Annotated in this window: 22 protein-coding genes; 13 read left to right on the top strand and 9 right to left on the bottom strand. The window is 64.9% G+C overall.

Features of this window, described 5'->3' with window-relative positions; all coding sequences use genetic code 11:
* Positions 1 to 136 precede the first annotated feature (136 nt).
* The 3 genes from rsfS to U0O11_RS04110 form a co-directional block, all read right to left on the bottom strand.
* Positions 137 to 496 carry a ribosome silencing factor gene (gene rsfS, locus U0O11_RS04120; RefSeq protein ID WP_043331961.1) on the bottom strand — a complete coding sequence of 120 codons (360 nt, stop codon included), beginning with the start codon at positions 494 to 496 and terminating at the stop codon, positions 137 to 139.
* 231 nt (positions 497 to 727) lie between these two features.
* Positions 728 to 1363 (bottom strand): nicotinate-nucleotide adenylyltransferase, encoded by a 636-nt coding sequence (gene nadD / locus U0O11_RS04115; protein ID WP_107336631.1) that lies wholly within the window; start codon positions 1361 to 1363, stop codon positions 728 to 730.
* Positions 1364 to 1638: 275 nt separating this feature from the next.
* Complete coding sequence (locus tag U0O11_RS04110; protein ID WP_153635233.1) at positions 1639 to 2922, bottom strand: glutamate-5-semialdehyde dehydrogenase; 1284 nt, start codon at positions 2920 to 2922, stop codon at positions 1639 to 1641.
* A gap of 349 nt (positions 2923 to 3271) precedes the next feature.
* Here U0O11_RS04110 and U0O11_RS04105 point away from each other — a divergent pair, with 349 nt between their 5' ends.
* The 4 genes from U0O11_RS04105 to U0O11_RS04090 all read left to right on the top strand — a co-directional run bounded on the left by U0O11_RS04105 (position 3272) and on the right by U0O11_RS04090 (position 7732).
* Positions 3272 to 4303: a hypothetical protein gene (locus U0O11_RS04105; protein WP_324691817.1), complete on the top strand. Its 1032-nt coding sequence runs from the start codon at positions 3272 to 3274 to the stop codon at positions 4301 to 4303.
* Positions 4303 to 5262 (top strand): diguanylate cyclase domain-containing protein, encoded by a 960-nt coding sequence (locus U0O11_RS04100; RefSeq protein WP_052384343.1) that lies wholly within the window; start codon positions 4303 to 4305, stop codon positions 5260 to 5262. The genes U0O11_RS04105 and U0O11_RS04100 overlap by 1 nt, the downstream gene beginning before the upstream one ends.
* Positions 5259 to 6731: a bifunctional DedA family/phosphatase PAP2 family protein gene (locus U0O11_RS04095; RefSeq protein WP_324691814.1), complete on the top strand. Its 1473-nt coding sequence runs from the start codon at positions 5259 to 5261 to the stop codon at positions 6729 to 6731. The genes U0O11_RS04100 and U0O11_RS04095 overlap by 4 nt, the downstream gene beginning before the upstream one ends.
* Positions 6732 to 6853: 122 nt before the next feature.
* Positions 6854 to 7732 (top strand): DMT family transporter, encoded by an 879-nt coding sequence (locus U0O11_RS04090; RefSeq protein WP_324691812.1) that lies wholly within the window; start codon positions 6854 to 6856, stop codon positions 7730 to 7732.
* A gap of 109 nt (positions 7733 to 7841) precedes the next feature.
* On the opposite strand, the gene U0O11_RS04085 is transcribed toward U0O11_RS04090, so the two are convergent.
* The 3 genes from U0O11_RS04085 to mpl all read right to left on the bottom strand — a co-directional run bounded on the left by U0O11_RS04085 (position 7842) and on the right by mpl (position 10649).
* Positions 7842 to 8471, bottom strand: a complete 630-nt coding sequence (locus U0O11_RS04085; RefSeq protein ID WP_192838401.1) for a LysE family translocator — start codon at positions 8469 to 8471, stop codon at positions 7842 to 7844.
* 85 nt (positions 8472 to 8556) lie between these two features.
* Positions 8557 to 9210 carry a flavin prenyltransferase UbiX gene (locus U0O11_RS04080; RefSeq protein ID WP_043331969.1) on the bottom strand — a complete coding sequence of 218 codons (654 nt, stop codon included), beginning with the start codon at positions 9208 to 9210 and terminating at the stop codon, positions 8557 to 8559.
* Positions 9207 to 10649, bottom strand: coding sequence for a UDP-N-acetylmuramate:L-alanyl-gamma-D-glutamyl-meso-diaminopimelate ligase (gene mpl / locus U0O11_RS04075; protein ID WP_324691809.1), 1443 nt, complete (start codon positions 10647 to 10649; stop codon positions 9207 to 9209). The genes U0O11_RS04080 and mpl overlap by 4 nt, the downstream gene beginning before the upstream one ends.
* 194 nt (positions 10650 to 10843) lie before the next feature.
* Here mpl and U0O11_RS04070 point away from each other — a divergent pair, with 194 nt between their 5' ends.
* Positions 10844 to 12106: a 6-phosphofructokinase gene (locus tag U0O11_RS04070; protein ID WP_043331973.1), complete on the top strand. Its 1263-nt coding sequence runs from the start codon at positions 10844 to 10846 to the stop codon at positions 12104 to 12106.
* A gap of 185 nt (positions 12107 to 12291) precedes the next feature.
* Here the strand turns inward: U0O11_RS04070 and U0O11_RS04065 are convergent, their stop codons facing one another.
* Both U0O11_RS04065 and U0O11_RS04060 read right to left on the bottom strand, forming a co-directional pair.
* Positions 12292 to 12822: a hypothetical protein gene (locus tag U0O11_RS04065; protein WP_324691808.1), complete on the bottom strand. Its 531-nt coding sequence runs from the start codon at positions 12820 to 12822 to the stop codon at positions 12292 to 12294.
* Between the two features lie 47 nt (positions 12823 to 12869).
* On the bottom strand, positions 12870 to 14597 hold the full coding sequence (locus tag U0O11_RS04060) for a bifunctional protein-serine/threonine kinase/phosphatase (RefSeq protein WP_043331977.1): 1728 nt from the start codon (positions 14595 to 14597) through the stop codon (positions 12870 to 12872).
* 264 nt (positions 14598 to 14861) lie between these two features.
* Here U0O11_RS04060 and ppa point away from each other — a divergent pair, with 264 nt between their 5' ends.
* Positions 14862 to 15392, top strand: a complete 531-nt coding sequence (gene ppa, locus U0O11_RS04055; RefSeq protein WP_043331979.1) for an inorganic diphosphatase — start codon at positions 14862 to 14864, stop codon at positions 15390 to 15392.
* A 134-nt stretch (positions 15393 to 15526) separates the two neighbouring features.
* On the opposite strand, the gene U0O11_RS04050 is transcribed toward ppa, so the two are convergent.
* On the bottom strand, positions 15527 to 16630 hold the full coding sequence (locus tag U0O11_RS04050; protein WP_324691805.1) for a DUF2333 family protein: 1104 nt from the start codon (positions 16628 to 16630) through the stop codon (positions 15527 to 15529).
* A gap of 538 nt (positions 16631 to 17168) precedes the next feature.
* On the opposite strand from U0O11_RS04050, the gene dsbD reads away from it, so the two are divergent.
* From dsbD to fis, 7 genes are all read left to right on the top strand, one after another.
* Positions 17169 to 19226, top strand: a complete 2058-nt coding sequence (dsbD, locus tag U0O11_RS04045) for a protein-disulfide reductase DsbD (protein WP_324691804.1) — start codon at positions 17169 to 17171, stop codon at positions 19224 to 19226.
* Between the two features lie 256 nt (positions 19227 to 19482).
* Positions 19483 to 19923, top strand: coding sequence for a type II 3-dehydroquinate dehydratase (gene aroQ, locus U0O11_RS04040; protein ID WP_043331983.1), 441 nt, complete (start codon positions 19483 to 19485; stop codon positions 19921 to 19923).
* A 173-nt stretch (positions 19924 to 20096) separates the two neighbouring features.
* Positions 20097 to 20570, top strand: coding sequence for an acetyl-CoA carboxylase biotin carboxyl carrier protein (accB, locus tag U0O11_RS04035; protein WP_043331985.1), 474 nt, complete (start codon positions 20097 to 20099; stop codon positions 20568 to 20570).
* Positions 20571 to 20589: 19 nt separating this feature from the next.
* Positions 20590 to 21930, top strand: a complete 1341-nt coding sequence (gene accC / locus U0O11_RS04030) for an acetyl-CoA carboxylase biotin carboxylase subunit (protein WP_043331987.1) — start codon at positions 20590 to 20592, stop codon at positions 21928 to 21930.
* Positions 21931 to 22053: 123 nt separating this feature from the next.
* The gene (gene prmA, locus U0O11_RS04025) at positions 22054 to 22968 is read left to right on the top strand and encodes a 50S ribosomal protein L11 methyltransferase (protein ID WP_043331989.1); all 915 of its coding nucleotides are present in this window, start codon (positions 22054 to 22056) and stop codon (positions 22966 to 22968) included.
* A 166-nt stretch (positions 22969 to 23134) separates the two neighbouring features.
* A complete protein-coding gene (gene dusB / locus U0O11_RS04020) occupies positions 23135 to 24169 on the top strand; it encodes a tRNA dihydrouridine synthase DusB (protein WP_324691800.1) in 1035 nt (344 codons plus the stop codon).
* The gene (gene fis / locus U0O11_RS04015; RefSeq protein WP_442872638.1) at positions 24166 to 24462 is read left to right on the top strand and encodes a DNA-binding transcriptional regulator Fis; all 297 of its coding nucleotides are present in this window, start codon (positions 24166 to 24168) and stop codon (positions 24460 to 24462) included. Before dusB ends, fis begins: the two co-directional genes overlap by 4 nt.
* Positions 24463 to 24494 lie beyond the last annotated feature (32 nt).

The following is a 24494-nucleotide window of genomic DNA, read 5'->3' as shown; positions in this document are numbered from 1 at the left end:
CGTGCTGTGTCAGAACGACGGGCGAGCCCGCAGTCCTTCCATCGGATACTCCCTGCCCGCGACATCGCGACCGGCAAGGACGTAACGCGCGGTTGGCATGCCCCGACGAGCAACCCGTCGGGTCAGGCTGGCAGGATCAGTGGCTCTGCTCGTACTCTTCACGCGTTTCGCGGGGGAGATCGCTCCACAGGCGCTCGAGGTCGTACAGGGCACGGGTTTCGGCCAGCATGACGTGGACGACGACATCGCCCAGATCCAGCAGCACCCAGTCGGAGCCGTTGTCGCCTTCACAGCCCAGCGGCTTGACGCCGGCTTCTTTCACGGTGACCTGCACGTTGTTGGCCAGCGCGGAGATATGGCGGCTGGACGTACCGGTCGCGATCACCATCACATCGGTGACGCTGGTCAGCTTGGAGACATTGATCTCGCTGATTTCCTGGGCCTTGAGTTCTTCAAGGGCGTCGACAACCAGGTTTTTAAGAGCTTCGGTCTGCATGATTCCTCGGGAGTTTGTTCGGCAGGGGGCGCATTCTACCCGTTGGCGATGCGCGCGCCTATGGGCATCGTCATTTACTCGCCAAAGGGGCGCCACGCACGGCGATGCGGGATCGCGGCAGCGACACCCCCTCTCATGATGCCACGCTCGCACGCGACAAGACGTTCAGAGCCACAACGCTCAGCTCGATGATGGGCCCAGCTCGATGATGGACTCAGGCTGATGATGGGCTCAGGTCGATGACGGACAATAGAGGCCATGCGCCTCGATATGACGGATCACCGCTTCCGGCAGCAGGTAGCGCACGCTGTCACCCAGCGCGAGGCGCTCGCGCACGAAGGTGGCACTGATGGCCATGCGCGTCGGCAGCGACAGGCGCAACAGATGGCCACCCGGGCGCGCCATCAAGGCCGCCACCGAGTCGACCTCGCGCCCCTGGATCAACGCTTCGAGCGCCCGGGGCAGCGGTGCATCATGGTCCGGCCGCTCGATCACCACCACATGGGCATCATCGAACAGACGGTCGGCGGCATGCCACTCCCCGAGCTTGAGGAAGGCGTCATGGCCGATGGCCATCACCAGCCGTGCCTGCGGGCCATATTCGGCACGTAGACTGGCCAGGGTGTCGGCACTGTAGGAAGGCCCATCGCGCAGCAGCTCACGCCCATCGGCCTTGAGGCCCGGCTCTGCCTCTATCGCGGCTTCCAGCATCGCCAGACGCTGGTCACTGCTGACGCCGGGCGCGGCGCGATGCGGCGGCTGATGCGAAGGCACCAGCAGCACATGGTCCAGACCCAGCGCTTCGCGCAGCTCGATGGCACTGCGCAGATGGCCGTGATGGATGGGATCGAAGGTGCCGCCGAGCATGGCGACACGCGGTACCGGGCCGAGGCAGCCCTCGAAGCCCGGCTCCGCTGACGTGTGAGTCCTTGAGCGCGAGTCATGTGTCGACTCGGTGCTGTGATGCACGGCCTCACGCTCCTGCGCGAGACCATCGGCATTCAAGGGGCGCTGGGTGTCCTCCAGCGCCTCGGGCGACAGGGCCTGCTCGTTCGTCAAGGTCCTCTCGTTCGTCAAGGTCCTCTCGTTCGTCAAGGTCTGCTCGGACGCGACCTGATCCTCGGCGGGTGAGACCTGGTCCTTCACTGGCGAATCTGCCCATCACCGAACACGATGTACTTGCGGGTCGTCAGGCCCTCAAGCCCGACCGGACCACGCGCATGCAGCTTGTCGGTGGAGATGCCGATCTCGGCGCCCAAGCCATATTCGAAGCCATCGGCGAAGCGGGTGGAGGCGTTGACCATCACCGAGCTGGAATCGACTTCCGCCATGAAACGGCGCGCCAGCGCATAGTTCTCGGTGATGATGGCCTCGGTGTGCCCGGAGCTGTGCCGCTCGATATGCGCCATCGCCTCATCGACGCCATCCACGACGCGAATCGCCAGAATCGGCGCAAGGTATTCGGTGTCCCAGTCTTCCGCACTGGCGGCCACGGCCTGCGGCAGCACTGCGCAGGTGCGCTCGCAACCGCGAATCTCGACTTCATGTGCCGCCAGACGCTCGGCGATACGCGGCAGGACCTCGGCGGCAACCGGCGCATCGACCAGCAGGGTCTCCATGGTGTTGCAGGTGCCGTAGCGGTGGGTCTTGGCGTTCTCGGCGATCCGGACCGCCATCGCCAGGTCAGCCGTGGCATCGATATAGACGTGGCAGATGCCATCGAGGTGCTTGATGACCGGCACGCGCGCATCACGCGAGATACGCGAGATGAGGCTCTTGCCACCGCGCGGAATGATGACATCGACGAACTCGGGCATCGCGATCAGCTCACCGACCGCGGCACGGTCCGTGGTGGCGACGACCTGCACTGCCGTGGCCGGCAGCTCGGAGAGCACCAACGCCTCGCTGATGATCTCGCTCAGCGCACGATTGCTGGACGCGGCCTCGGAGCCACCACGCAGGATGCAGGCATTGCCGGACTTCAGACACAGGCTGGCCGCCTCGATGGTCACGTTGGGGCGTGACTCGAAGATGATGCCGATCACGCCCAGCGGCACGCGCATGTGACCGACCTGAATGCCGCTCGGACGCGAGCGCAGACCATCGACCTCACCGACCGGGTCCGGCAGCGCCGCGACCTGCTCGAGCCCTTCGATCATGCCGTCGATACGCGCCGGCGTCAGCGCGAGACGATCGACCATCGCCTCCGAGAGCCCATTGGCGCGTGCACGCGTCAGGTCCTCGGCATTGGCCTCTGCCAGTGTCTCGCGACGCTCATCGATCAGACGCGCCATGGTCTGCAGAGCACGATTCTTGATGCCGCTGTCGACGCGACGCATCACGACGCTTGCCGCGCGCGCTGCGTGCCCCAGACGATTCATGTACGCCACGACGTCCGTGGTGTCGTGCTTGCCCTGCTCACTCATGTGCCTAATCTCGCTGGTTGTCAGTGTCCACGTGCTCATTTCATCATCGGCCGGGCCCCGCGAGGGCATTCCCCAGAGAAGCCCTGACGTAAAGCCCTGACGTAAAGCCCTGACGTGAAGGCCTGAGGTGAAGGCCAGACGTGGTGGTCGTATGTGAAAGCCTCAGAGGCGTAGACACTTTTGTCACTCGCCGTTTGGGGTATGCTGCCATTATTGCAGAAGACGTTGCATGATCGGAGCACCGTCGCATCTTGCAAACGTGCAGGCAATGCCCACGTCACAGACCGTTCGGCCAGGGAATTCGGCCGATTTCGCGCCATCCACGGCAAAGGTGCCAATATAAGTCACCATGGAGATCAAGTTCAAAGTCCGTCTCAGTCAGTTCGTCTGTCTGCTCGGCTCTGTATTGCTGCTGCTGGAAGCGGCACGACAGATCAGTATCGGCCTGACGCTCACTGCCCTGTTGCTGGCGGTGGGTGGCACGATGTTGCTGGTGGTCTCTCTCGCCCACGAGCTGTTCACCCTGCGCTGGTTCCGCACGCTGGTGATGCTCAGCGTCGCGCTGATCATGAGTGCGCTGGTACTGCTGGCCCCGCAGCAACACCTGATGTGGCTGTGGGGCTTTGCCGTCCTGCTGCTCTATCCGCGCCCGCGCTGGCTGGCACCGGCCTGCGCACTGATCGGGCTGGTGACCACCTGGCTGGCGCTTGCTCAGCTGGGCAGCGACTGGCTGAGTCTGGGCATCGGCATCACCGCAACCCTGATGGCGCTCGGTGCCATCGGTGGACGGCGTCAGCAGCAGGTCTGGATGCAGCTGGAGCGGCGTGGTCGGCGTGATTCCAGCCGCGCGATCTGGTCACAATACCAGCTGATGCGCGACCTGCCGCGGGAAATTGCCCGTGCCGATCGCGAGGACATCCATATCGAATTGATCCTGCTCGCACCGGTCAAGACCGGTCGTCTGGCCAATCGTCGCCTGATGAATACCCTCGACAGTGCCGCGCTGCCGCATGAGACCCGCTACCAGCTCGATGACGGGGCACTGGCCGTCCTACTGGTCACCCGCGGCGAGCGCATGACCAGTCTGCGCCGTCGCCAGTTGATCGAGCATCTCGCGATGCCGATTCGCGCCCGCGTGCAGCCTCTCAACGACAGCGACCCCAGCGCGCTGGACCTCAAGCGCCTCAGCGCCCACCTGAGCGATGAACCGCAGCCGATCACCCTGCTGCCGCCACTGCCTCGCAAGCCTGCCGATGCCGATGCCTCGTCAGACGAAACCTCGACAGACGATGCCCTGTCAGGCCATGGGCGAGACACCCTCAAACCGGCCAGCGCGGCAGACAAGGTCGCCGTGGCACCGTCGCGGGGGAATGATCACTGATGTCTCCTCTGCACAGCCTGGCCCATCGTGAACGTCGGGAACTCGCCAATCGCAAGACACTGATCATGCTGCTGGCCGCCGCGGTGATCGCCACCTATGCCCTGTGGCGCTACCTGGTGGGCGATTTCGAGCATATCCTGACGCCGGTGCTGGCCACCTTGCTGATGGCGATTGCCGCCGGCCTCAATCACCTCGATGATGAGCAGCCGCTGCCTTCCTATCTGACGCTGATCGCCAGCTATCTGATGCTGGCACTCGAGGCGCCGGGCACCTATCCGGGCATGTCGCTGTGGCTTGGGCTGCCCAGCGTGCTGACATTGCTGCTGTTGCCCCTGGCACCGGCGATGCTGCTCAATCTGGTGCTGGCACCGCTGTGGCTATGGCTATTGGGCCAGCAGGAAGACAACTTCGGCGAGATACTGCGCTACCTGTGCCTGCTGCTGGTGGCCAGCCAGCCGTTCGTCATCAACAGCCTGCAGGCGGGTGTCATGAGCCTGACCGCCAGCGAGGAAACCGAGTGCAACGCCTTCAACGCCCGCACCGGTCAGCAACGACTGATCAGTGAGGCGGCGCGTGCGCGGGCACTGGACCAACCGTTCAGCATTCTGGTCGTCTATCTGCCGCAACTGGACATGCTCGGCGAGCAGTTCGGCGAAGACAGGCGCGTCGAATGCCTGGCGATGGCCTGCGACGTGATGCAGGAGGTCTCGCGCCAGGGCGACCTGCTGTGTCGCAGCGACAAGTCGTCCTTCTGGCTGATGCTGCCCAATACCGGCGAGGCGGGAGCGCTGATCATGCGCGAGCGCCTGACCGCGGCGCTGGCAGCGGCCACACAGCCGGAAACCGGCTCCATCATTGCCCGCGCGCGCCTGGTGACGTACAAGGCCGATGACACCACCCAGAAACTCGAGCAACGCCTGCTGGCCAGCCAGCTTGCCCTGATGGATCTCAATGAATGAGCGACACCCTTGCGTCACTGCTGCATTGGCTGAACCCCAGCGTGATGATCGACACCCTGATGACCACGCTGAGCGATCACCCGGCAGCCCTTGTCGCCGTCATCGGCCTGGTCTCACTGCTTGAATCTCTCGCCATCATCGGCCTGCTGGTGCCGGGCGTGGTCATTCTCACCGCCGGCGCCTCCCTGGCCGGCCACCTCGAACTCTCGCTGCCGATACTGCTGGCCGCCGGGGCGCTGGGCGCCATCATCGGCGATGGCGTGAGCTTCTGGCTGGGCATCCGCTATCGCGATCAACTGCCCGGCCGCTGGCCCTTCTCGCGCCATCCCGAGTGGATCGAGCACGGCCAGCAGTTCTTTCATCGCCACGGCAGCTGGTCGATCGCCTTCGGGCGCTTCGTCGGCCCGGTGCGCCCGATCATCCCGCTGGTCGCCGGCATGCTCGACATGCCGCCGGCGCGCTTCTTCCTGGTCAATGGCCTTTCGGCGCTGGCCTGGGCACCGGCCTACCTGCTGCCGGGCTATCTGCTGGGCCAGACCTGGCAGTCACTGTTCACCCTGCCGGAAGGGGCCGACGGCCTGCTGGTCGGCCTGGCCAGCGGCCTGATCGCCTGTGCCTTCGCCTTCTCCTTCCTGCGCCGCCAGCTGGGCCGCGAGGGCCGCCTCTATCATTGGCTGGCTCGCCGCATGCGTCGCAGCCCTTCCGGGCGGCGTCTGTGGTGGCAGCTGCGCCATCCCGACCCCGAGGGCGAATTCCCGCTCGCCTCGATGGCGCTGCTGATCTTCGCGGTGATCAGCGTGCCCGCCATAAGCCTGGCGGTGCTGGCCCATCCCGAGCCGTGGTGGATCGACCGCGTGGCCGCCTCGCTGGCCGCAAGCCTCTCCTCACTGATGCCCCAGGACTGGCTGCGCGAGGCAAGCCTCGTGCTGTCTCGCCTCGCCGATGGCACCGGTCTGGCGGCACTTGTGGCTCCGTGGCTGGTGTGGCTGCTGCTCAAGGGTCGCCACGCGGTGTGGTTGCATCTGACGGCCGCCTGGCTGGGCATCGCCAGCGCCAATACCGTGCTCAAGCACCTGATCCAGCGCCCGCGTCCGGATACCCCCGCCTTCCTGGAAGGATCGATGTCGTTTCCCAGCGCCCATGCCGCCGGTAGCGTGGCGGTTTTCGGACTGGCCGCCGCCTTCATCGCCGAGCGCCAGCCCTCCTCGCGACGTCGCTGGATCTACTGGGCAGCCATCGCCGCCTGTACGCTCGTCGGCCTGTCACGCATCACGCTTGGGGTCCATTACCTCAGCGATGTGCTGGGCGGTGCCTGCCTGGGACTGCTGGTCTGTGCGCTGGTGCGCATCAGCTATCCCGCCTTCGTGCGCCAGCCCTCGGCCCCCCTGGAATCGCCAGCTCCGCTGCTGTGGTTGAGCATGGCGAGCCTGCTGCTGTTGGCGGCACGCTTCGTCTGGCTGCCGCTCTAGTCTGTCGCGATCAGACTGCTGCCGCTCAGTCCGTCGCGATAACGTTGCCGTGATAGCGCTGTAAACCGATGAGCCGCCTGAGATGGCGGCTTTTTCACTACCCCCTGATGACGAGGAACCTCATGCCCGGCCCTGCTGCCCCTCCCGCCAACCAGCCCCAAGCGCTGATGTCGATTCATCTCGGCATCGCGCTGCTCGGCGGTACGGCGCTGTTCTCGAAAGGCGTGCCCCTCTCGGCGCTCGATATCACCACCTGGCGCAGCCTGCTGGCGGGACTGTTCCTGCTGTGGCTGGCGCGCCTTAAGTGGCATGTCTCGCTGCGTCTGAGCGGGCGCGACTGGGCTTTGCTGGGCATCGCCGCCGCGCTGATGGCCGCGCACTGGGTGAGCTACTTTCACTCGATGCAGGTGTCTTCCGTGGCCACCGGCATGCTGGCGCTGTTCACCTATCCCATCTTCATCGTGCTGCTGGAGCCCTGGGTGGAAGGCACGCGCCTGAAAGCGAAGGACCTCGCGGCAGCGGGACTGGTCTGCATCGGCGTCTGGCTGCTCGTTCCCGGCGGCGACAGCAGCGCGCAGGGCGACAGCCTGGCGGGAGTGTTGTGGGGCGTATTCTCGGGCCTGTTGTTCGCGGCGCGCAATCTGCTGGTGCGCTACCGTCTCAGCCACCTCAATCCGGTGCTATCGATGGGCCTGCAGGCGCTGGGTGTCGTGGTGCTGACGCTGCCGTTCGTCTCCGGCGAGATCATGGATGCCAGCCCCTCGACGGGGATCGCCATGCTGGTGCTGGCCATCGTCTTCACGGCAGCGCCGCATGCACTGATGACCTTCGCCCTCGGTGGCCTCAAGGCCAAGACCATCGGCATGATCGGCTGCCTGCAACCCGTCTACGGCGTGCTGCTGGCATGGTTGATTCTCGGCGAGGTGCCCACCTGGCTGACGCTGGTCGGCGGCAGCTTCATCGTGGCGGCGGCAGCACTTGAGACACTGGGTCGCAGCTGAACCAGCGCCGCAGCTGAACCAAAGCCGCGCCTCTGAACGCACCAAGGCCCGCCAATGGCGGGCCTTGATGTATTTACAAGCTGCAATGCCTGGCTCAGTCATGCCGACATCAACCGGTCGCGAGCCAGATTCCCACGCCGATCATCAGCGTGCCGGCCACGCGGTTCATCAGGCGCACACGCGAGCCACGCCCCAGCCAGCGCGCCAGGCTGCTGCCACCGCCGGCGTAGAGCAGCAGGCAGGTAAATTCCAGCGTCAGGATGATGCCGACCAGCGCGATCAGCTGCGGCGCCAGCGGCAGGCTGGCATCCAGAAATGGCGGCAACAGCGCGATGAAGAACGCCCAGCCCTTGGGATTGGCGATTGCGGTGACGAAGCCCTGTGCCGCCAGTGCACGGCGCGAGGCGCGCGGTGCCGCCGCATCCTCCCCTGCTACCCCCAGGGCCAGGCGGCCACGTGAGCGCCACATCTGGATCCCCAGCCAGGCCAGATAGGCGCCACCCGCCAGCTTGAAGGCCGAGAACACCATCGGATAGCGCAGCATGATGGTCGCGACGCCGATCACCGCCGACACCGCCACCAGCCCGACGCCCAGCAGTTCGCCCACCATCATCCACAGGGTGCGCTTGACGCCCTGGGTCATGCCCAGAGTCATCGCCAGCGTCATGCACATGCCCGGCGTCAGCGAGACCAGAAAGAACGTCGGCACGAACACCGACAACAATGACCAATTCAGCATTCCCTGCTCTCCTTGCACAGTCTGATGCAGTGCCAGAGGGATGCCTCTGACAAGCTCTCACCCGAGCGGATCGACTGACCGCCCTTCAATCGCCGCTGACATGCCCCTCGCCCCAGCGCGGCATCAGCGCATGCGAGATTCCCAGCTGGTTGAGAATGCGCGCGACGATGAAATCGATCATGTCATCGAGGGTCTGCGGGCGATGATAGAAGCCGGGCGCGGCGGGCAGGATGACGGCGCCCATGCGCGTCAGACTCAGCATGTGTTCAAGATGGATGGCCGAGAACGGCGTCTCGCGCGGCACCAGAATCAGCGTGCGGCGCTCCTTGAGGGCCACGTCGGCGGCACGTTCGATCAGGTTGTTGCTGGCCCCGGTCGCGATCGCGGACAGCGAGCCGGTGGAACACGGACACACCACCATGGCGCTCGGCGCGCCGGAGCCGGAGGCCACCGGGGCCATCCAGTCCTCGCGCCCGAAGCAGCGAATCTGGCCGGGTCTGGCGGCGTAGCGCTGCGTGAGCACCTCGGTGAGACGCGCCGGGCGCGCCGGCAGCTCCTCGTCGGTCTCGGTGGCGATCACCATGTGCGCTGCCTTGGAGACCATCACCATCACTTCATGACCGGCCGCGACCAGACACTCGATCAGGCGCAGGCCGTACTGGGCGCCGGAGGCCCCGGTCAGCGCGACGGTGACCGCCGACTTGAACTCGCCCTCTGGGGCTGTCGCTTGCGTTTTCATGCTTCACCTTCACGTGCTGCCAGCGCCGCCAGAAGGCGCTCGTGGATACCGCCGAAGCCGCCATTGGACATCACCACCACCCAGTCGCCGGCGCGGGATTGATTGGCGATCTTCGCGATCAGGGTGTCGAGGTCCTGCTCGACCTCCGCCTCCACGCCGAGCGCGCGGCACTCGCTGACCGTCTCCTCCAATGACCAGCCAAGGCTGGGGCCCGCGAACCAGCTGACGCGGTCGGCCGCGGTCACTGAAGCCGGCAGACGCGCCTTCATGGTGCCGAGCTTCATGGTATTGGAGCGCGGTTCGATCACCGCCCACAGGCGACCGCCCTGCCCTTCGGCCGCCACGCCCGGCGCCAGGCCCTCGAGCGTGGTGGCGATGGCGGTCGGGTGGTGCGCGAAGTCATCGATGACCTTGACGCCTGCCACCTCACCGCGCAGCTCCTGGCGACGCCTGGGCGGCGCGAAGCGTGCGAGCGCCTCCAGCGCCACCTCGAGACCCACGCCGCATTCGACGGCCGCGGCCACGGCGGCGCAGGCATTGGCCACGTTGTGGCGCCCACGCATCGCCCACTGGCACTCGACGAAGCGGTCCGCCTCGCCTGAATCATCAAGCGGTGCCGCCAGCGCGAAGTGGCTGCCGTCGGCACTGATCAGGCGATAGCGCCAGTCGCCACCGGCATTCTCGATACCGCTCTCATCGCCGAAGCGCGTCACCGGCGTCCAGCAGCCTTGATCCAGCACGCGCTCCAGCGCCTCGGCTCCGGCGACGGCGTCCGCCGCGACCACCAGCTTGCCGCCTGCCGGCACGGTGCGCACCAGGTGGTGGAACTGACGCTCGATGGCGGCGAGATCCGGGAAGATGTCGGCGTGATCGAACTCGAGATTGTTGAGCACGGCGATGCGCGGCCGGTAATGCACGAACTTGGAGCGCTTGTCGAAGAAGGCCGTGTCGTATTCATCGGCCTCGACCACGAAGGGCGCCCTGGGATCGCCGATACGCGCGGAATCGCCCAGCTGCGGCGGCACGCCACCGATCAGATAGCCCGGCGCGAGGCCCGCGCATTCGAGAATCCAGGCGGTCATGGTCGCGGTGGTGGTCTTGCCGTGGGTGCCGGCGATGGCGATCACCGGACGGCCGGTCAGCACCTCGTCACACAGCCATTGCGGGCCGGAGGTATAGGCCAGCCCACGCTCGAGCAGCGCCTCGACTTCGGGGTTGCCGCGCGAGACGGCATTGCCGACCACCGCAAGGTCAGGCGCTGGGACGAGATTGTCGGCCGCATAGCCTTCCATCAGGGTGATACCGGCCTCGGCCAGCTGTGTGCTCATGGGCGGATAGACGTTGGCATCGCTCCCCGTGACGCGATGACCACGCGCGCGCGCCAGAAGCGCCAGAGAGCCCATGAAGGTACCGCAAATACCGATGACGTGAAGGTGCATCTGTTTCTCCAATCCGGAAGCCCGAGCAGCCTAGCATGCCCGCCAGGCGGCGAGTAGCGCGCGACCTGTCAGGGATGGACGACACCCCCAGTGGCATTCGGGCGTCGTGCAGGGGTCATGTCTTTCGGATATGATGCGGCGGGTAAGCGCCAGCCCGTTCAAGACCATGACAAGGAAGCAGAGACGAGAAGCCCATGCCCCAGCACAATGCCTTCTACGCCCAGTCCGGTGGCGTTACCGCCGTCATCAACGCCAGTGCCTGTGGCGTCATCGAAGCCGCTCGTGAAAACGGCGACCAGATCGGCAAGCTGTATGCCGGTCACAACGGCATCATCGGTGCCCTGACCGAAGACCTGATCGACGTCAGTCAGGAAAGCGACGAGAACATCGCCGCCCTGCGCCACACGCCGGGCGGTGCCTTCGGCTCCTGCCGCTACAAGCTCAAGAGCATCGAGGACCACCGTACCCAGTACGAGCGTCTGATCGAGGTGTTCAAGGCCCACGACATCCGTTACTTCTTCTACAACGGTGGCGGCGACAGCGCCGATACCTGCCTGAAGGTCTCTCAGCTGGCCGAGACCATGGGCTACCCGATCCAGGCCATCCATGTGCCGAAGACCGTGGACAACGACCTGCCGATCACCGACAACTCGCCGGGCTTCGGCAGCGTGGCCAAGTACATCGCCACCTCCACCCGTGAAGCCGGTCTCGACATCGCCTCCATGTGCGCCACCTCCACCAAGGTGTTCATCCTGGAAGTCATGGGCCGTCACGCGGGCTGGATCGCCGCTGCCGGTGCCCTGGCCGGTGAAGATGCCACCCAGCCGCCGCACATCGTCGTCTTCCCGGAAGTTGCCTTCCACCGCAAGGAATTCATGGCGCGCGTCGATGCCTGCGTCAAGGAACACGGCTACTGCGTGGTAGTGGTCTCCGAAGGTGCGCGTTACGAAGATGGCACCTTCCTGGCCGATGCCGGCAACACCGATGCCTTCGGCCACCGTCAGCTGGGCGGCGTCGCGCCGACACTGGCCGGCATGGTCAAGCAGGATCTGGGCTACAAGTACCACTGGGCGGTGGCCGATTACCTGCAGCGCGCAGCGCGTCACATCGCCTCCAGGACCGACGTCGAGCAGGCCTACGCCACTGGCCGTGCCGCCGTCGAGATGGCCCTGGCCGGCAAGAATGCCGTGATGCCGGCGATCCGTCGCCTCGGCGATGGCGCTGACTACGCCTGGGACATCATCGAGGCGCCGCTGGAGCAGATCGCCAACCACGAGAAGTTCATGCCGCTGGAGTTCATCACCGAAGATGGCTTCTACATCACCGACGCCTGCCGCGAATATCTGTCGCCGCTGATCCAGGGTGAGGACTTCCCGCCGTTCGTCAATGGTCTGCCGGCGGTCGCCAGGCTCACGCTGGCCAAGGTCGAGAAGAAGCTGACACCGTTCACGATCTGATCGCCTGGCGTTGATGCGCCTGAGCGGCCCGTCGCTGACACGGCCGATCGCTGACACGGCCAGTTGCTGACTGACCCGGTAGCTGACTGTCCCGGTCGTTGACAGAGCCGGTCATTGACAGTGAAGCGAGTGTAAAAAAGCCCCGCACAGGCGACTGTGCGGGGCTTTTTGATGGCTGTCAGTTGTCATGCGGGGATACGGGGAAACACCTCCTCCAGCCGGTACACCGCATGCGCCTGCTGCTGACGCTGGCTGACCTCGACCATACGCGCCGCCACCTGAGCGCCACGGATCGGTCGATAGCGCTGCAGGCCCGGCAAGCGGGTGAGCGCTGGCAACAGATAGCGCGCCAGCGACTCGCCCAGGCGGAACTCGCTGCGCTCCCCCACCAGCAATGACGGCTGGAAGACACTGATACGCGCAAAAGGCAGCGCCTTGATGGCCACTTCCAGCTCGCCCTTCATCCTGAGGTAGCCATTGCGGCTCGCGTGATTGGCGCCGCTGGAGGAGACCAGCAGGTCCGCCTGGAAACAGTGGGCCCAGTCTTCCAGTCGCGCGAAGCCGACCACATGGTTCTCGACCTTGTCAGAGTCGCAAGGCGCCGGCCGGCGCGTCAGCGTGACGACTCGGGCGATGGCCTCGCAGGCGATGAGCTCAGCCACCACCTCGCGCCCCACCACGCCGGTCGCCCCGATCACGATCGCGGTCTGTCCCATACACCTCTTCCTCCCACCATGGCCTTGAGCCCCATCAGGCTCTGCGTTCACTTCAGCAGCCAGGACAGCACCAGCAGCAACAGCAGGATGCCGGCGACGCCCTGCCAGAAATTGGCCGGTTCACGTATCGCCTCCGAGGGCGTCAGCGCCTTGCCGGGGTCCTGCTGCGGCAGGCGCAGCGCGTAGAGCAGCTCAGACAGGCGGCGATAGCGCAGGGTGCGCTGCGGGTCCAGGGCGCGCCTGAGGGCGTCGTCCAGTATCTGTGGCACCTGGGGATTGCGCATGCGGGCTGGCTGATACTCCAGCAGTTCGAGGTCGGTATGGGTGCGCAGCTGCTCCATCGACTGGGCGTAGGGCTGCATGCCGGTCAGCAGCCAGTAGATCACCGAGGCCAGGCCGTACTGATCGCTGCGTCGACTGACATCGGCGCCAAGGGCATATTCCGGCGCGCTGTGTTCGGTGAGGCCGACCTGACGCGCCAGCGGACCGGCGCTCTCATGGCCATCCCCTTCACGCAGATGGCAGGCGCCGAAATCGACCAGCACCACCTTGCCATGACGGTCGATCATCACGTTGTCGGGGTGAATCAGCTGGTGCAGCACCTCACGACGATTGAGGGCATGCACGGCCTTGCCAAGCTGGCGCGCGATATCGAGACGCTGCTCGAGATTGGCCTGCGGGTGCATGCGCGCCCATTCGGTCAGTGTCTGCGCCTCCAGGTGCTCAAGCAGATAGTAGAGATGATCACGCGGACGTGACGGCTCCACCACCTTGACCACGAAGGGCGAGCTGACGCGGTCCACCACCCACTGCTGGAGCAGGAAGTGCTCGAGATAGGCATTCTTGAGCGACAGCTCCGGGCTGGGCGCCTTCATCACCATCACGCGCCGGCTCTTGAGGTCACGCACCTTGTAGACGCGTACCCGCGCGCTGCGCGACATGACCTCCATCACTTCCAGGCCATCGATGCGGTCGCCAGGCTCCAGCTCACGCGGCACCGGCAGGTCGCCATAGACGCGCCCCGGCGTATCGTCAGAGGCAGTCGCCAGGCGATCGATGCGCACCAGCTGGAAGCAGAACTGGTCGGCCGTGTAGCCGCGCTCATCGGCGCGGTCCGCCGCGGCATGGGCCAGGCGCTCACTGGCGGCATCGAGATCCGAGACGTCATCGCGAATCAGTGACACGAAATCGGAAGGCAGCAGGGTGCCGCGCACCGCCTGGGTGGTGAACAGGAAGATATCGCCCTGCTTGAGCGGCAGCTCGATGTAGTCGATGTCGAGGCTGACATCCATGCCCAGTGCCCGCGACGGATAACGATAGCCGCCGAGATCGGTGACATGGTCGCGCGAGATCTGCTCGAACTCGCCGCCACGCAGCCGGAAGACCACCGTGTCACCGGCATGGAACAGATGCGCCGACTGGCCCCGGAAGACGACGGCGGAAATCGAGGTCACGTAACTGCCGCCCCGCACGAAGCGGCTCTGGCTGTAACACCAGCTGTTCAGCGCCCGCAGCACGCGGGTCGCGGAATACTTGACGCTCCAGTTGTCGGGCGTGGCGAAGTAATCGGCCAGAAAGCCACGCACGGCAAGATCGCCGGCCTGCTTGGCAATCGCATTCTTGCTGGTGGTGTCGGCGATCAGCGCACAGCCGCCCTTGGCCGCCAGCGGGCCGCGCTCCAGCGGTATCTCCAGCGACATCGAGCTGCGATGACGCTTGCGGTCGGGAGCCACGAAGGCCTGACCGTAACTGAGTGAAAGCTCTGCATCCGCCAAGGCGGTCTCCTTGCGTCTCGATCCTGCCGTTACGTTTCATGCATGCGGTGGTGACGCAGCGCCAGCCGATGCTGAACGCACAATCGCCGTTGCGCCGCGCTGGACGGCCCCAAGTGTTACCCGAGTCAGCCTGCAGTGCCACCACTCGTTGGTGCAACGCAAGGCGATCGAGCGTGGCATAATGGCAAAACGGTCTGCCAGTTCGTATAATTCAGCGGAATTTTGACCCGCAGGCCTTCAACCCGCAAACCCAAGGACTCGACAATGAGTTTCGACAAGATCCCCGCTGGCAAGGAATTGCCGAACGACGTCTACGTAGCGATCGAGATTCCGGCCAATCACGCGCCGATCAAGTACGAGATCGACAAGGACATCGATGCGCTCATGGTGGATCGTTTCATGGCCACCCCGATGTTCTACCCGGCCAACTACGGCTACATCCCGAACACCCTGGCCGACGATGGCGATGCCCTCGACGCGCTGGTCGTGACCCCGTATCCGGTCGCACCGGGCAGCGTCATCCGTGCGCGTCCGGTCGGCGTGCTCAACATGAGCGACGAAGCCGGTGAAGACGCCAAGCTGGTCTGCGTCCCGCACCAGAAGCTGACCTCCCTGTACGACGACGTCCAGGAAGTCACTGATCTGCCGGAACTGCTGCGTCAGCAGATCGCGCACTTCTTCGAGAACTACAAGGATCTCGAGAAAGGCAAGTGGGTCAAGATCGATTCCTGGGACGGTGCTGATGCCGCCCGTGCCGCGATCGAGAAGGCAGCCGCTGCCTACCAGAAGGACTGAGTCCTTCTTAGGTGATGCGCGATTCAGGCATCACGATGCAAAAAAGCCCCCGTCATTGACGGGGGCTTTTTCGTTTCCGGCTCACGCCCGACACCGGTGAGGATAGTCCTCAGGCGGCATCGGGCGTCACGGGATCAGCCCTTCTCGAGCAGGCTGCGCAGGTCACTGATCGCGGAGTTGGCTCGCGCGACGTAGTTGGCCATCACCAGTGAATGGTTGGCGAAGAAGCCGAAGCCGGAGCCATTGAGGATGATCGGGCTGCCGATATCGGTCTGGGTCGCTTCCAGCTCACGGATGATCTGGTCGATGGAGGTCAGCGCGTTCTTGTCTTCCAGCACGCCCTGGAAGTCATGACGCACTGCCTTGAGCAGATGGATCAGCGCCCAGGAAGTGCCGCGTGCCTGATAGAAGACATCATCGATCTCGAGCCACGGCGTCTTGATCTCTTCTTCCGTCTGGGTGCTCTTGGCGGAGGTGGCGCTCTTGTCGCCGGCCAGGCTCAGGTTGAGCTGCGACTTGCCGACACTCGCCGACAGACGCTGGGACAGGGAACCGAGGCGATTCTCGACATCGGACAGCCAGGCCACCAGGTTGTCGGCACGCGCGTAGAACTGGCCGTTGTTCTGGGTGTCATCGCTCAGACGCTTGAGGTAGTCGCCCAGCTCACGGTTGGCGTCGGCATATTCATGCTCGGCTTCCGGCAGCATCCAGGCATTGGCATCGATGAACAGCAGGGATTCGGCCTTGCCCAGAGCCTTGTCATCGCTGGACTGGGACTGCGAGCGGCTGAATTCCTTGCGCAGCTCACGCGTCATGTCACGCACCTGCACCAGCACGCCATATTCCCAGTTGGGCATGTTGTCGAGCATCAGCCCCGGCGGCGCCACATCATTCTTGAGATAACCGCCCGGCTTGTGCAGCAGGGTGTCGTTGAGTTTCATCAGGGTGGCGACGGTCGCGGTGCCTTTCGGCAGGGTCTCGAAAGCCGGTGCCGGCTCTTCGCCCTCGACCTTGGCCACCGGCGCGGCCAGACCGTGCACGCGAGCCAGTTCGGTGCGCGTGGCCTGATCGATGTTGAACTCGTCCGGTTCACTGCTCCAGTAGATACCAAGGCCAACACAGACCAGCAGGTAAATGACGAACAGCCCGATCAGTGGTTTCCAGATCCAGCCATACTGAGGCGTTTCCAGCACATCGCGATTGGCGCCGCGCTTGCTGCCTTTACCGAATAGGGCCATGCGTTCTTCCTTGTATGAAGCCTTGTAGAAAAAGCCGTGTGAGAGACGAGTCAGACCTGCCTGAACGGATGTGAGCCGCGCCGATGCATCCAGCGGCGGTACTCATGACGTACGTCCTATCCTATCATGCGCCCCTGCACGTGCCAGTCGCACTCGGTGAAGTGCCGGTTCTGTGGCAAGGTGCGATGCGCTCCGGATTGCGGGCCGGGTCACGGGCCTGGTCGTGGACCGAGTCGCGGACCGAGCCGCGGGCGGGGCGAGTGCCAGACTGCCACCCGCGCAGGCGGCCTCACCACTCGAGCCCGATACGTCCTCACACTCCCTCACACGCCCTCACACGAGCGGATGTCTGCTACATGGTGGCACATTCATCCGCGTGCAAGTCGTGCGCGGCGATGATGGGCTGGCTCACGATCCAACGCTCGCCCCCCGAGCAGAATGATGGCGGCGCGACACTGCGGTGCCTTGAGGCCTGCAGGATGTTCTTTCGGCACTGTATAAGGATGCTTTCGTGCTTCGTTCGTTCTTGAAAGTCAGCATGGCGCTGCCAACAGGCCGCGCACGCCCCTCCGCGTTCTCACGCCTGCTGGGCCCTGCATTGCTGGCAACCCTGCTGGCAATCGCGCTGGTGGTCGCGCAGGCAATGGCGGCGCTGCCCGCCAATGCCGGCCTGTTCAGCTCAGACTCAGGCTCAAGTTCAGGCTCAAGTTCAGGCTCAAGTTCAGGCTCAAGTTCAAACGCCGGCAGCGGCTCCAGCAGTGCGGCGTCCAGCCTGTTCGGCGGCGGTAATCAGGGCGATTTCCTGCCGGTCAGTGAAGCCTTCAAGCCGCGCAGCTGGCGCGAGGGCGACACCCTGTATGTCGGCTTCACCAGCGCCGAAGGCTATTACCTCTATCGTCACCAATTCAGCTTCGCGACCACCAGCGACCAGGTCGTGCTGGGCGACGCCGACCTGCCGCCGGGAGAATTGAAGAACGACCCCTACATGGGCGAGGTGCATGTCTTCCACGATGCGCTGGTCATTCGCATCCCGCTTATGAGCGCCTCCTCGAGCAAGGCAGTGCATGAAGACACACCGGCCAGCGGCCCGATCCCGCTCTCCATCACCTTCCAGGGCTGTGCCGATGCCGGGCTCTGCTATCCGCCGGAGACCGTCACGCTGCAGGCCGGCGAGCAGAGTGCCCCTGCCCCCTTCGCGCAGCTGATGCCGACCGCCAGCCAGTCGAGCGATACGACGGCGCCAGTGGCCCCCCGCACCACAACAGCCCCGATCAGCGGCACCGATGCCGGCTTCAGCGCACTGTTCGCGGATGCCAGCCTGCTGATGGCTCTGGGGCTGTTCTTCCTCGCCGGACTCGGCCTGACCTTCACGCCCTGCGTGCTGCCGATGATTCCGATCCTGAGCTCGATCATCGTCGGTCAGCGCCCCAGCCGCCCGCGCGCCTTGCTGCTCTCCACGAGCTACGCCCTGGGCATGGCCCTGACCTACGCCGCGGCCGGCACCTTGATGGGCCTGTTCGGCGCGGGACTCAACCTGCAGGCACATCTGCAGGCACCGGCCGTACTGATTCCCTTCGCTGCCTTGTTCGTGCTGTTCGCGCTGGCCATGTTCGGCGCCTTCAATCTACGCCTGCCAAGCGGCATGCACTCACGGCTCGACACACTGCAAGGACGGCTGATGAATGCCGGCCCCGGCGGCCTGGCGCTGGCAGGCGCGTTATCGGTCCTCGTGGTATCGCCCTGCGTCTCGGCACCTCTGGCCGGTGCGCTGGTCTATCTCTCCGCCAGTGGCGATGCCATGACCGGCGGGCTGGCACTCTTCGCGCTGGGGCTGGGCATGGGCGTGCCGTTGATTCTGGTCGGCACCTTCGGCGCCAGCCTGCTGCCCAGGGCCGGCGGCTGGATGGAGGGCATCAAGCAGGCCTTCGGTATCCTGCTGCTGGGGGTGGCGCTGTGGCTGGTAGAGCGCTTGCTGCCGGCCTCGCTGGCAGTGCTGGGCTGGGCCATTCTGGCCATCGGCACCGGCGTGGCGCTGGGGGCGCTCAGCACACAGACCCGAGGCTGGGCGCGTGCCCGTCAGGCATTGGGACTGGTCGCGCTGGGCTGGGGCATGATCAGCCTGCTGGGCGTGGCAGGCGGCGCAAGCGACCCGCTGCGCCCGCTGGCGCCCTTCACTGGCGGCACATCATCCGGGCAGGCCGCCGAGACGTCACTGGACTTCACCACCGTCAGCGACATGAGCGAGCTCGAACATGAGCTGGCAATTGCCGCCAGCCGCGGCCAGCCGGTATTCGTCGACTACTACGCCGACTGGTGCATCTCGTGCAAGGTGATGGAGCGCGAGGTCTTCCCCAAAGTCGCCAGCCAGTTGCGCCAGTTCCACCTGATTCGCGCCGACGTCACCAGTACCGGGATCGCGACCCAGGCGCTGCTCAAGCAATTCGGCCTGTTCGGCCCCCCCAGCCTGCTGTTCTTCGCCAATGAACGCGAGCTCAAGGCGGCGCGCATCCAGGGGGAGGTCAACGCCAGTCAGCTCGGTCAGCACCTGACAGCGGTGCTGGATCAGCTGCGCGGCACGTCACAGCGCGCGAACTGAGCGGCGTGTCTGCCACAGGCCCGGCGCGGGGCAGTTGCTGTCGAGACGCACGCGAGGACGAAGAATGCGGCAAAATCTTCGGTTCAGTGCCAAACTGGACAGCGTTCGAGAATTTCGGCAGAATCCGCGTCACTACGGCAACAGCCTACGCTCAATAGGTAAACGTCGTGGATAGTGACGGTATCTTTGCATTTTCTTCATGGGTTAACAGCTCAATGAGCTTGGTGCTCGAGCACGGCTGACACAAGGGACTTTCATGGCGCGCATCCTGGTACTCAACGGCCCCAATCTCAATCTTCTGGGGACCCGTGAACCCGAGGTGTATGGCACCACCACGCTGGAGGATATCCACCAGCGTCTGGTCCAGCGCGCCAGTGCGGCCGGCCATCAGCTGGACTGGCTGCAGTCCAATGCCGAGCATGTGCTGATCGAGCGTATCCACCTTGCCCGTGAAGATGGCACCGCCATCATCCTGATCAATCCGGCGGCCTTTACCCATACCAGCGTTGCGCTGCGCGATGCGCTACTCGGCGTCGCACTCCCGTTCATCGAGCTGCACCTGTCCAACACCCATGCCCGCGAGCCGTTCCGCCACCATTCGTATCTTTCCGATGTGGCACGCGGCGTGATCATGGGCTTTGGCGCTCGAAGCTATGACATGGCGCTTGACGCCGCCCTGGACGATCTCGCGCAGTAAGGGAACGTCCAGAGCGGTGTTCACGCACCGCCATCAGGCCTCATCACTGCCTGATACCAGGATTCACCGGCCATCGCCATGGTCGGGACAGCCGTCGGGGCTGTCGCCCGCAGCCGCCGCTATCACGGCTGCACACCCCCATTTCCAGCCACATTTACATCGGGATTAATTTCATGGATATCCGCAAGGTCAAGAAGCTGATCGAGCTGCTCGAAGAGTCCAACATCAGCGAAATCGAGATCCAGGAAGGCGAAGAGTCCGTTCGCATCAGCCGCCATCCGCAGGGCTTCGCCCAGCAGCCGATGATGCAGGCCCCGATGATGATGCAGCAGCAGCCGATGCAGCAGGCCGCTCCGGCAGCCGCTGGCGCCGCTGAGGCACCGGCCGCTCCGGCAGCACCGGCTGCGCCGCAGGGTCACACCATCAATTCCCCGATGGTCGGCTCCTTCTACCGTTCTCCGGCGCCGGGCTCCAAGGCCTTCATCGAAGTCGGCCAGAGCGTCAAGAAAGGTGATACCGTCTGCATCGTCGAAGCCATGAAGATGATGAACCAGATCGAAGCCGACAAGGATGGCGTCGTCGAAGCCATTCTGATCGAAGACGGCGAGCCGGTTGAATTCGACCAGCCCATGATCGTCATTTCCTGATCCCAACGGACACGTCACCATGCTCGACAAGGTACTGATTGCCAACCGCGGCGAGATCGCCCTTCGCATCCTTCGCGCCTGCAAGGAACTGGGCATCAAGACGGTAGCGGTGCACTCCAAGGCCGACCGCGACCTGATGCACGTCCGCCTGGCGGATGAAGCTGTGTGCATCGGCCCGGCCTCCTCTGCCAAATCCTATCTCCACATCCCGGCGCTGATCGCAGCCGCCGAGGTGACGGACGCCGACGCCATCCACCCGGGCTACGGCTTCCTGTCGGAAAATGCCAATTTCGCCGAACAGGTCGAACGTTCCGGCTTCGCCTTCATCGGCCCGCGCGCTGACACCATCCGCATGATGGGTGACAAGGTCGCGGCCATCGAGGCGATGAAGCTGGCCGGCGTTCCGACCGTGCCGGGTTCCGACGGCCCGGTGCCGGAAGACGAAGACGAGATGTACGCCATCGCCGAGCGCATCGGCTATCCGGTGATCATCAAGGCCGCCGCTGGCGGTGGTGGTCGCGGCATGCGCGTGGTGCACTCCAAGGCCAGCCTGCTGTCCTCGGTGAGCATCACCCAGGGTGAAGCGGCCGCGGCCTTCGGCGACGGCACGGTGTACATGGAGAAATTCCTCCAGAACCCGCGTCACGTCGAAGTCCAGGTACTGGCCGATGGCCAGGGCAACGCCATCCATCTGTATGACCGCGACTGCTCCCTGCAGCGTCGTCACCAGAAGGTGCTGGAAGAAGCACCGGCGCCGCAGCTGGACGAAGAAGCGCGTGCCAAGGTACTCAAGTCGTGCACCGATGCCTGCATCGAGATCGGCTACCGTGGCGCCGGCACCTTCGAGTTCCTGTACGAGAACGGCGGCTTCTACTTCATCGAGATGAACACTCGTGTTCAGGTCGAGCACCCGGTGACCGAAATGGTCACTGGCATCGATATCGTCAAGGAACAGCTGCGCATCGCCTCCGGCCTGCCGCTGTCCGTGAAGCAGGAAGATATCGAGCTGCGCGGTCACGCCTTCGAGTGCCGCATCAATGCCGAGGATTCGCGCACCTTCATGCCGTCTCCGGGCAAGGTCGAGCTCTATCACGCGCCGGGCGGTCTGGGCGTGCGCATGGACTCGCACCTGTACTCCGGCTACACCGTTCCGCCGCACTACGACTCCCTGATCGGCAAGCTGATCACCTGGGGCGAGAGCCGCGAGATCGCACTGACGCGCATGCGCAATGCCCTCGACGAGCTGCTGGTGGAAGGTATCAAGACCAACACTGACCTGCAGAAGGATCTGGTGCGTGATGCCGGCTTCCAGGAAGGTGGCGTCAACATCCATTATCTGGAGAAGAAGCTGGGCCTGTAAGACGCCCCGCTTGAGATCGGTGACCTGGTTGCCGATAGACGCACGACAGAAGGGTGGCCTCGGCTGCCCTTCTGTCGTCTGTGCCCTCCTCCCCTTTCTTATCGCCCATCGACAGGAGTCACCATGTCCTGGCTGCAACTCAAGGCGCGTATCGCCCCCGACCACGCCGAGATTCTCGAGCATCTGCTGATGGAAGAAGGCGCCTGCGCCATCACGCTGCAGGATGCAGAAGACCAACCGCTGTTCGAACCGGACCTCGGCAGCACGCCGCTGTGGAGCGAGACTGTCCTCACTGGCCTGTGGGATGGCACCGAAGGCATCGAGGCCATGCGCGAGCGGGTCAAGGCCGGCTGGGCGGCGCTGATTCCCGATGAGCCCTGCCCGGAGATCGAGGTCGAGATCCTCGAGGACCGTGACTGGGCCCGTGAATGGATGGACGGTTTCGAGCCGCTCAAGATGGGCCAGCGCCTGTGGATCGTGCCCAGCTGGCACGATGCGCCGGAGCAGGACGCCGTCAACCTGATGCTCGATCCGGGCCTGGCCTTCGGCACCGGCACCCACCCGACCACCGCCCTGTGCCTGGAATGGCTCGATGGGCTGGCCGTCGATGGCAAGCTCGCCCAGCACAGCGTGCTCGACTTCGGTTGCGGCTCCGGCATTCTCGCCATCGCCGCGCTCAAGCTCGGCGCGGTGGATGCGCTGGGCACCGATATCGACCCGCAGGCGCTGCAGGCCTCGCGCGAGAACGCCCAGCGCAATGACGTCAGCGACCAGCTGACCCTGTGCTACCCGGACCGCCTGCCGGACGCGGGCTATCAGATCGTGGTCGCCAACATCCTGGCCGGCCCGCTGGTCGAACTGGCTCCGCAGATCGCGGGCAGCGTCGCCCCGGGTGGCCTGTTGGCACTCTCCGGCATTCTCGCGCCCCAGGCGGGAGAGGTGCTCGACGCCTATCGTGAAGCCGGACTGATCATGGAAGAACCCACCGAGCGCGATGGCTGGGTACGCCTCAATGGTCAGCGTCCACTGATGGGCTGAGCCACGCCATGAGCGCCGCAGCCGCGCAGGGAGAACGCATCCGCGATGCATTGAGGATGAAATAGCCCTTCAAACCCTGCGGCGCTCTAGGTATCATGACGCCCCCGCGAATCCCTGACACGGCAGCGGCTCGCGCGCCTGACACCACTCGCATGACACGAGACCCATGACCGATACCCCGCTTCCCGCCGACCTGCCCCGCATCGGCGTACATCAGCTTCCCAATCGCGTGATTCTGGCCCCGATGGCCGGTGTCACCGATCGCCCGTTCCGACAGCAATGTCGTGAGCTGGGTGCCGGGCTGGTGGTATCGGAGATGGTGACCAGTGACAAGCGGCTGTGGAATACCGTCAAGTCCCGCTCGCGCATGAACCATGCCGGCGAACCCGGCCCGCGTGCCGTGCAGATCGCCGGCGGTGACGCCGCCATGCTGGCCGAGGCCGCGGCGCTCAACGCCGAGATGGGCGCCGAGATCATCGACATCAACATGGGCTGCCCGGCCAAGAAGGTCTGCAACAAGGCCGCCGGCTCTGCCCTGATGCGCGACGAGAAGCTCGTCGGCGAGATTCTCGATGCCGTGGTGCGCGCCGTGGACGTGCCGGTCACGCTCAAGATGCGCACCGGCTGGTGCGAAGAGACGCGCAACGCCATCGCCATCGCGCGCATGGCCGAAAGCGCCGGCATCCAGGCGCTGTCCGTGCATGGTCGCACTCGCCAGCAGAAATATACCGGTGAGGCCGAATACGACACCATCGCCGCCGTGAAGGCCACAGTGTCGATTCCGGTCTTCGCCAATGGCGATATCGACAGCGGCGAGAAGGCGCGACATGTGCTTGACTATACGGGCGCCGACGCCGTGATGATCGGCCGTGCGGCCCAGGGCAATCCCTGGATCTTCCGCGAGATCAATCACTACCTGGCCACCGGCCAGGTAGCCTGTGGCCCGAGCGATGCGGAGCGCGCCCTCGTGATGCGCACCCACCTCGAGGCCCTGTACGAATTCTACGGTGACTACATGGGAACGCGCATCGCGCGCAAGCATGTGGGCTGGTATCTGGCGACGCGGGAGGATGGCAGTGAGCTCAAGCGCCACTTCAATCCCCTCGAGGAGCCGGAACAACAGCGCCAGTTCCTGACCCGCCTGTTCGGCGAGCCGGAAGGCATCGCCCGCACCGAGACGCAAGGAAGTCACGCAGCATGACCAGCAGGCACCCTCTTTCACCCGACGACGCAAGCCAGGCCACCCTGATGACGCCCGTGCGGCACCATCAGACCCTGCGCGAGGCCGTCGAGCACTCCATGGCTCGCTACTTCGCCCACCTGGATGGCGAGCAGGTCACCGACCTGCATGCCATGGTGATGGCCGAGGTCGAGGCGCCGCTGCTGGAGGCGGTGATGGCCCACGCGCAGGGCAACCAGACCCGCGCCGCCGAGATGCTGGGCCTCAACCGAGGCACACTGCGCAAGAAGCTCAAGCAGTTTGATCTGATCTGACCCCGCCGGGGCACCTTTACAGGTGCCCCGGC

The organism is Cobetia sp. D5 (genome assembly GCF_035666195.1).
Lineage (GTDB): Bacteria > Pseudomonadota > Gammaproteobacteria > Pseudomonadales > Halomonadaceae > Cobetia > Cobetia amphilecti.
Note: the sequence above shows the minus strand (reverse complement) of the source record. Positions and strands in the feature narration are given on the sequence as shown.

Excerpts from the sequence above, each read along its gene's own strand:
- U0O11_RS04105 (WP_324691817.1), top strand. The coding sequence starts at position 3,272 with ATGGAGATCAAGTTCAAAGTCCGTCTCAGTCAGTTCGTCTGTCTGCTC.
- ppa (WP_043331979.1), top strand. The coding sequence starts at position 14,862 with ATGAGTTTCGACAAGATCCCCGCTGGCAAGGAATTGCCGAACGACGTC.
- rsfS (WP_043331961.1), bottom strand. The coding sequence starts at position 496 with ATGCAGACCGAAGCTCTTAAAAACCTGGTTGTCGACGCCCTTGAAGAA.
- U0O11_RS04110 (WP_153635233.1), bottom strand. The coding sequence starts at position 2,922 with ATGAGTGAGCAGGGCAAGCACGACACCACGGACGTCGTGGCGTACATG.
- accC (WP_043331987.1), top strand. The coding sequence starts at position 20,590 with ATGCTCGACAAGGTACTGATTGCCAACCGCGGCGAGATCGCCCTTCGC.
- U0O11_RS04080 (WP_043331969.1), bottom strand. The coding sequence starts at position 9,210 with ATGAAAACGCAAGCGACAGCCCCAGAGGGCGAGTTCAAGTCGGCGGTC.
- U0O11_RS04090 (WP_324691812.1), top strand. The coding sequence starts at position 6,854 with ATGCCCGGCCCTGCTGCCCCTCCCGCCAACCAGCCCCAAGCGCTGATG.
- U0O11_RS04085 (WP_192838401.1), bottom strand. The coding sequence starts at position 8,471 with ATGCTGAATTGGTCATTGTTGTCGGTGTTCGTGCCGACGTTCTTTCTG.
- U0O11_RS04095 (WP_324691814.1), top strand. The coding sequence starts at position 5,259 with ATGAGCGACACCCTTGCGTCACTGCTGCATTGGCTGAACCCCAGCGTG.
- mpl (WP_324691809.1), bottom strand. The coding sequence starts at position 10,649 with ATGCACCTTCACGTCATCGGTATTTGCGGTACCTTCATGGGCTCTCTG.
- dsbD (WP_324691804.1), top strand. The coding sequence starts at position 17,169 with ATGGCGCTGCCAACAGGCCGCGCACGCCCCTCCGCGTTCTCACGCCTG.
- U0O11_RS04100 (WP_052384343.1), top strand. The coding sequence starts at position 4,303 with ATGTCTCCTCTGCACAGCCTGGCCCATCGTGAACGTCGGGAACTCGCC.
- U0O11_RS04065 (WP_324691808.1), bottom strand. The coding sequence starts at position 12,822 with ATGGGACAGACCGCGATCGTGATCGGGGCGACCGGCGTGGTGGGGCGC.
- nadD (WP_107336631.1), bottom strand. The coding sequence starts at position 1,363 with ATGCTCGGCGGCACCTTCGATCCCATCCATCACGGCCATCTGCGCAGT.
- U0O11_RS04070 (WP_043331973.1), top strand. The coding sequence starts at position 10,844 with ATGCCCCAGCACAATGCCTTCTACGCCCAGTCCGGTGGCGTTACCGCC.
- prmA (WP_043331989.1), top strand. The coding sequence starts at position 22,054 with ATGTCCTGGCTGCAACTCAAGGCGCGTATCGCCCCCGACCACGCCGAG.
- dusB (WP_324691800.1), top strand. The coding sequence starts at position 23,135 with ATGACCGATACCCCGCTTCCCGCCGACCTGCCCCGCATCGGCGTACAT.
- aroQ (WP_043331983.1), top strand. The coding sequence starts at position 19,483 with ATGGCGCGCATCCTGGTACTCAACGGCCCCAATCTCAATCTTCTGGGG.
- fis (WP_442872638.1), top strand. The coding sequence starts at position 24,166 with ATGACCAGCAGGCACCCTCTTTCACCCGACGACGCAAGCCAGGCCACC.
- accB (WP_043331985.1), top strand. The coding sequence starts at position 20,097 with ATGGATATCCGCAAGGTCAAGAAGCTGATCGAGCTGCTCGAAGAGTCC.
- U0O11_RS04050 (WP_324691805.1), bottom strand. The coding sequence starts at position 16,630 with ATGGCCCTATTCGGTAAAGGCAGCAAGCGCGGCGCCAATCGCGATGTG.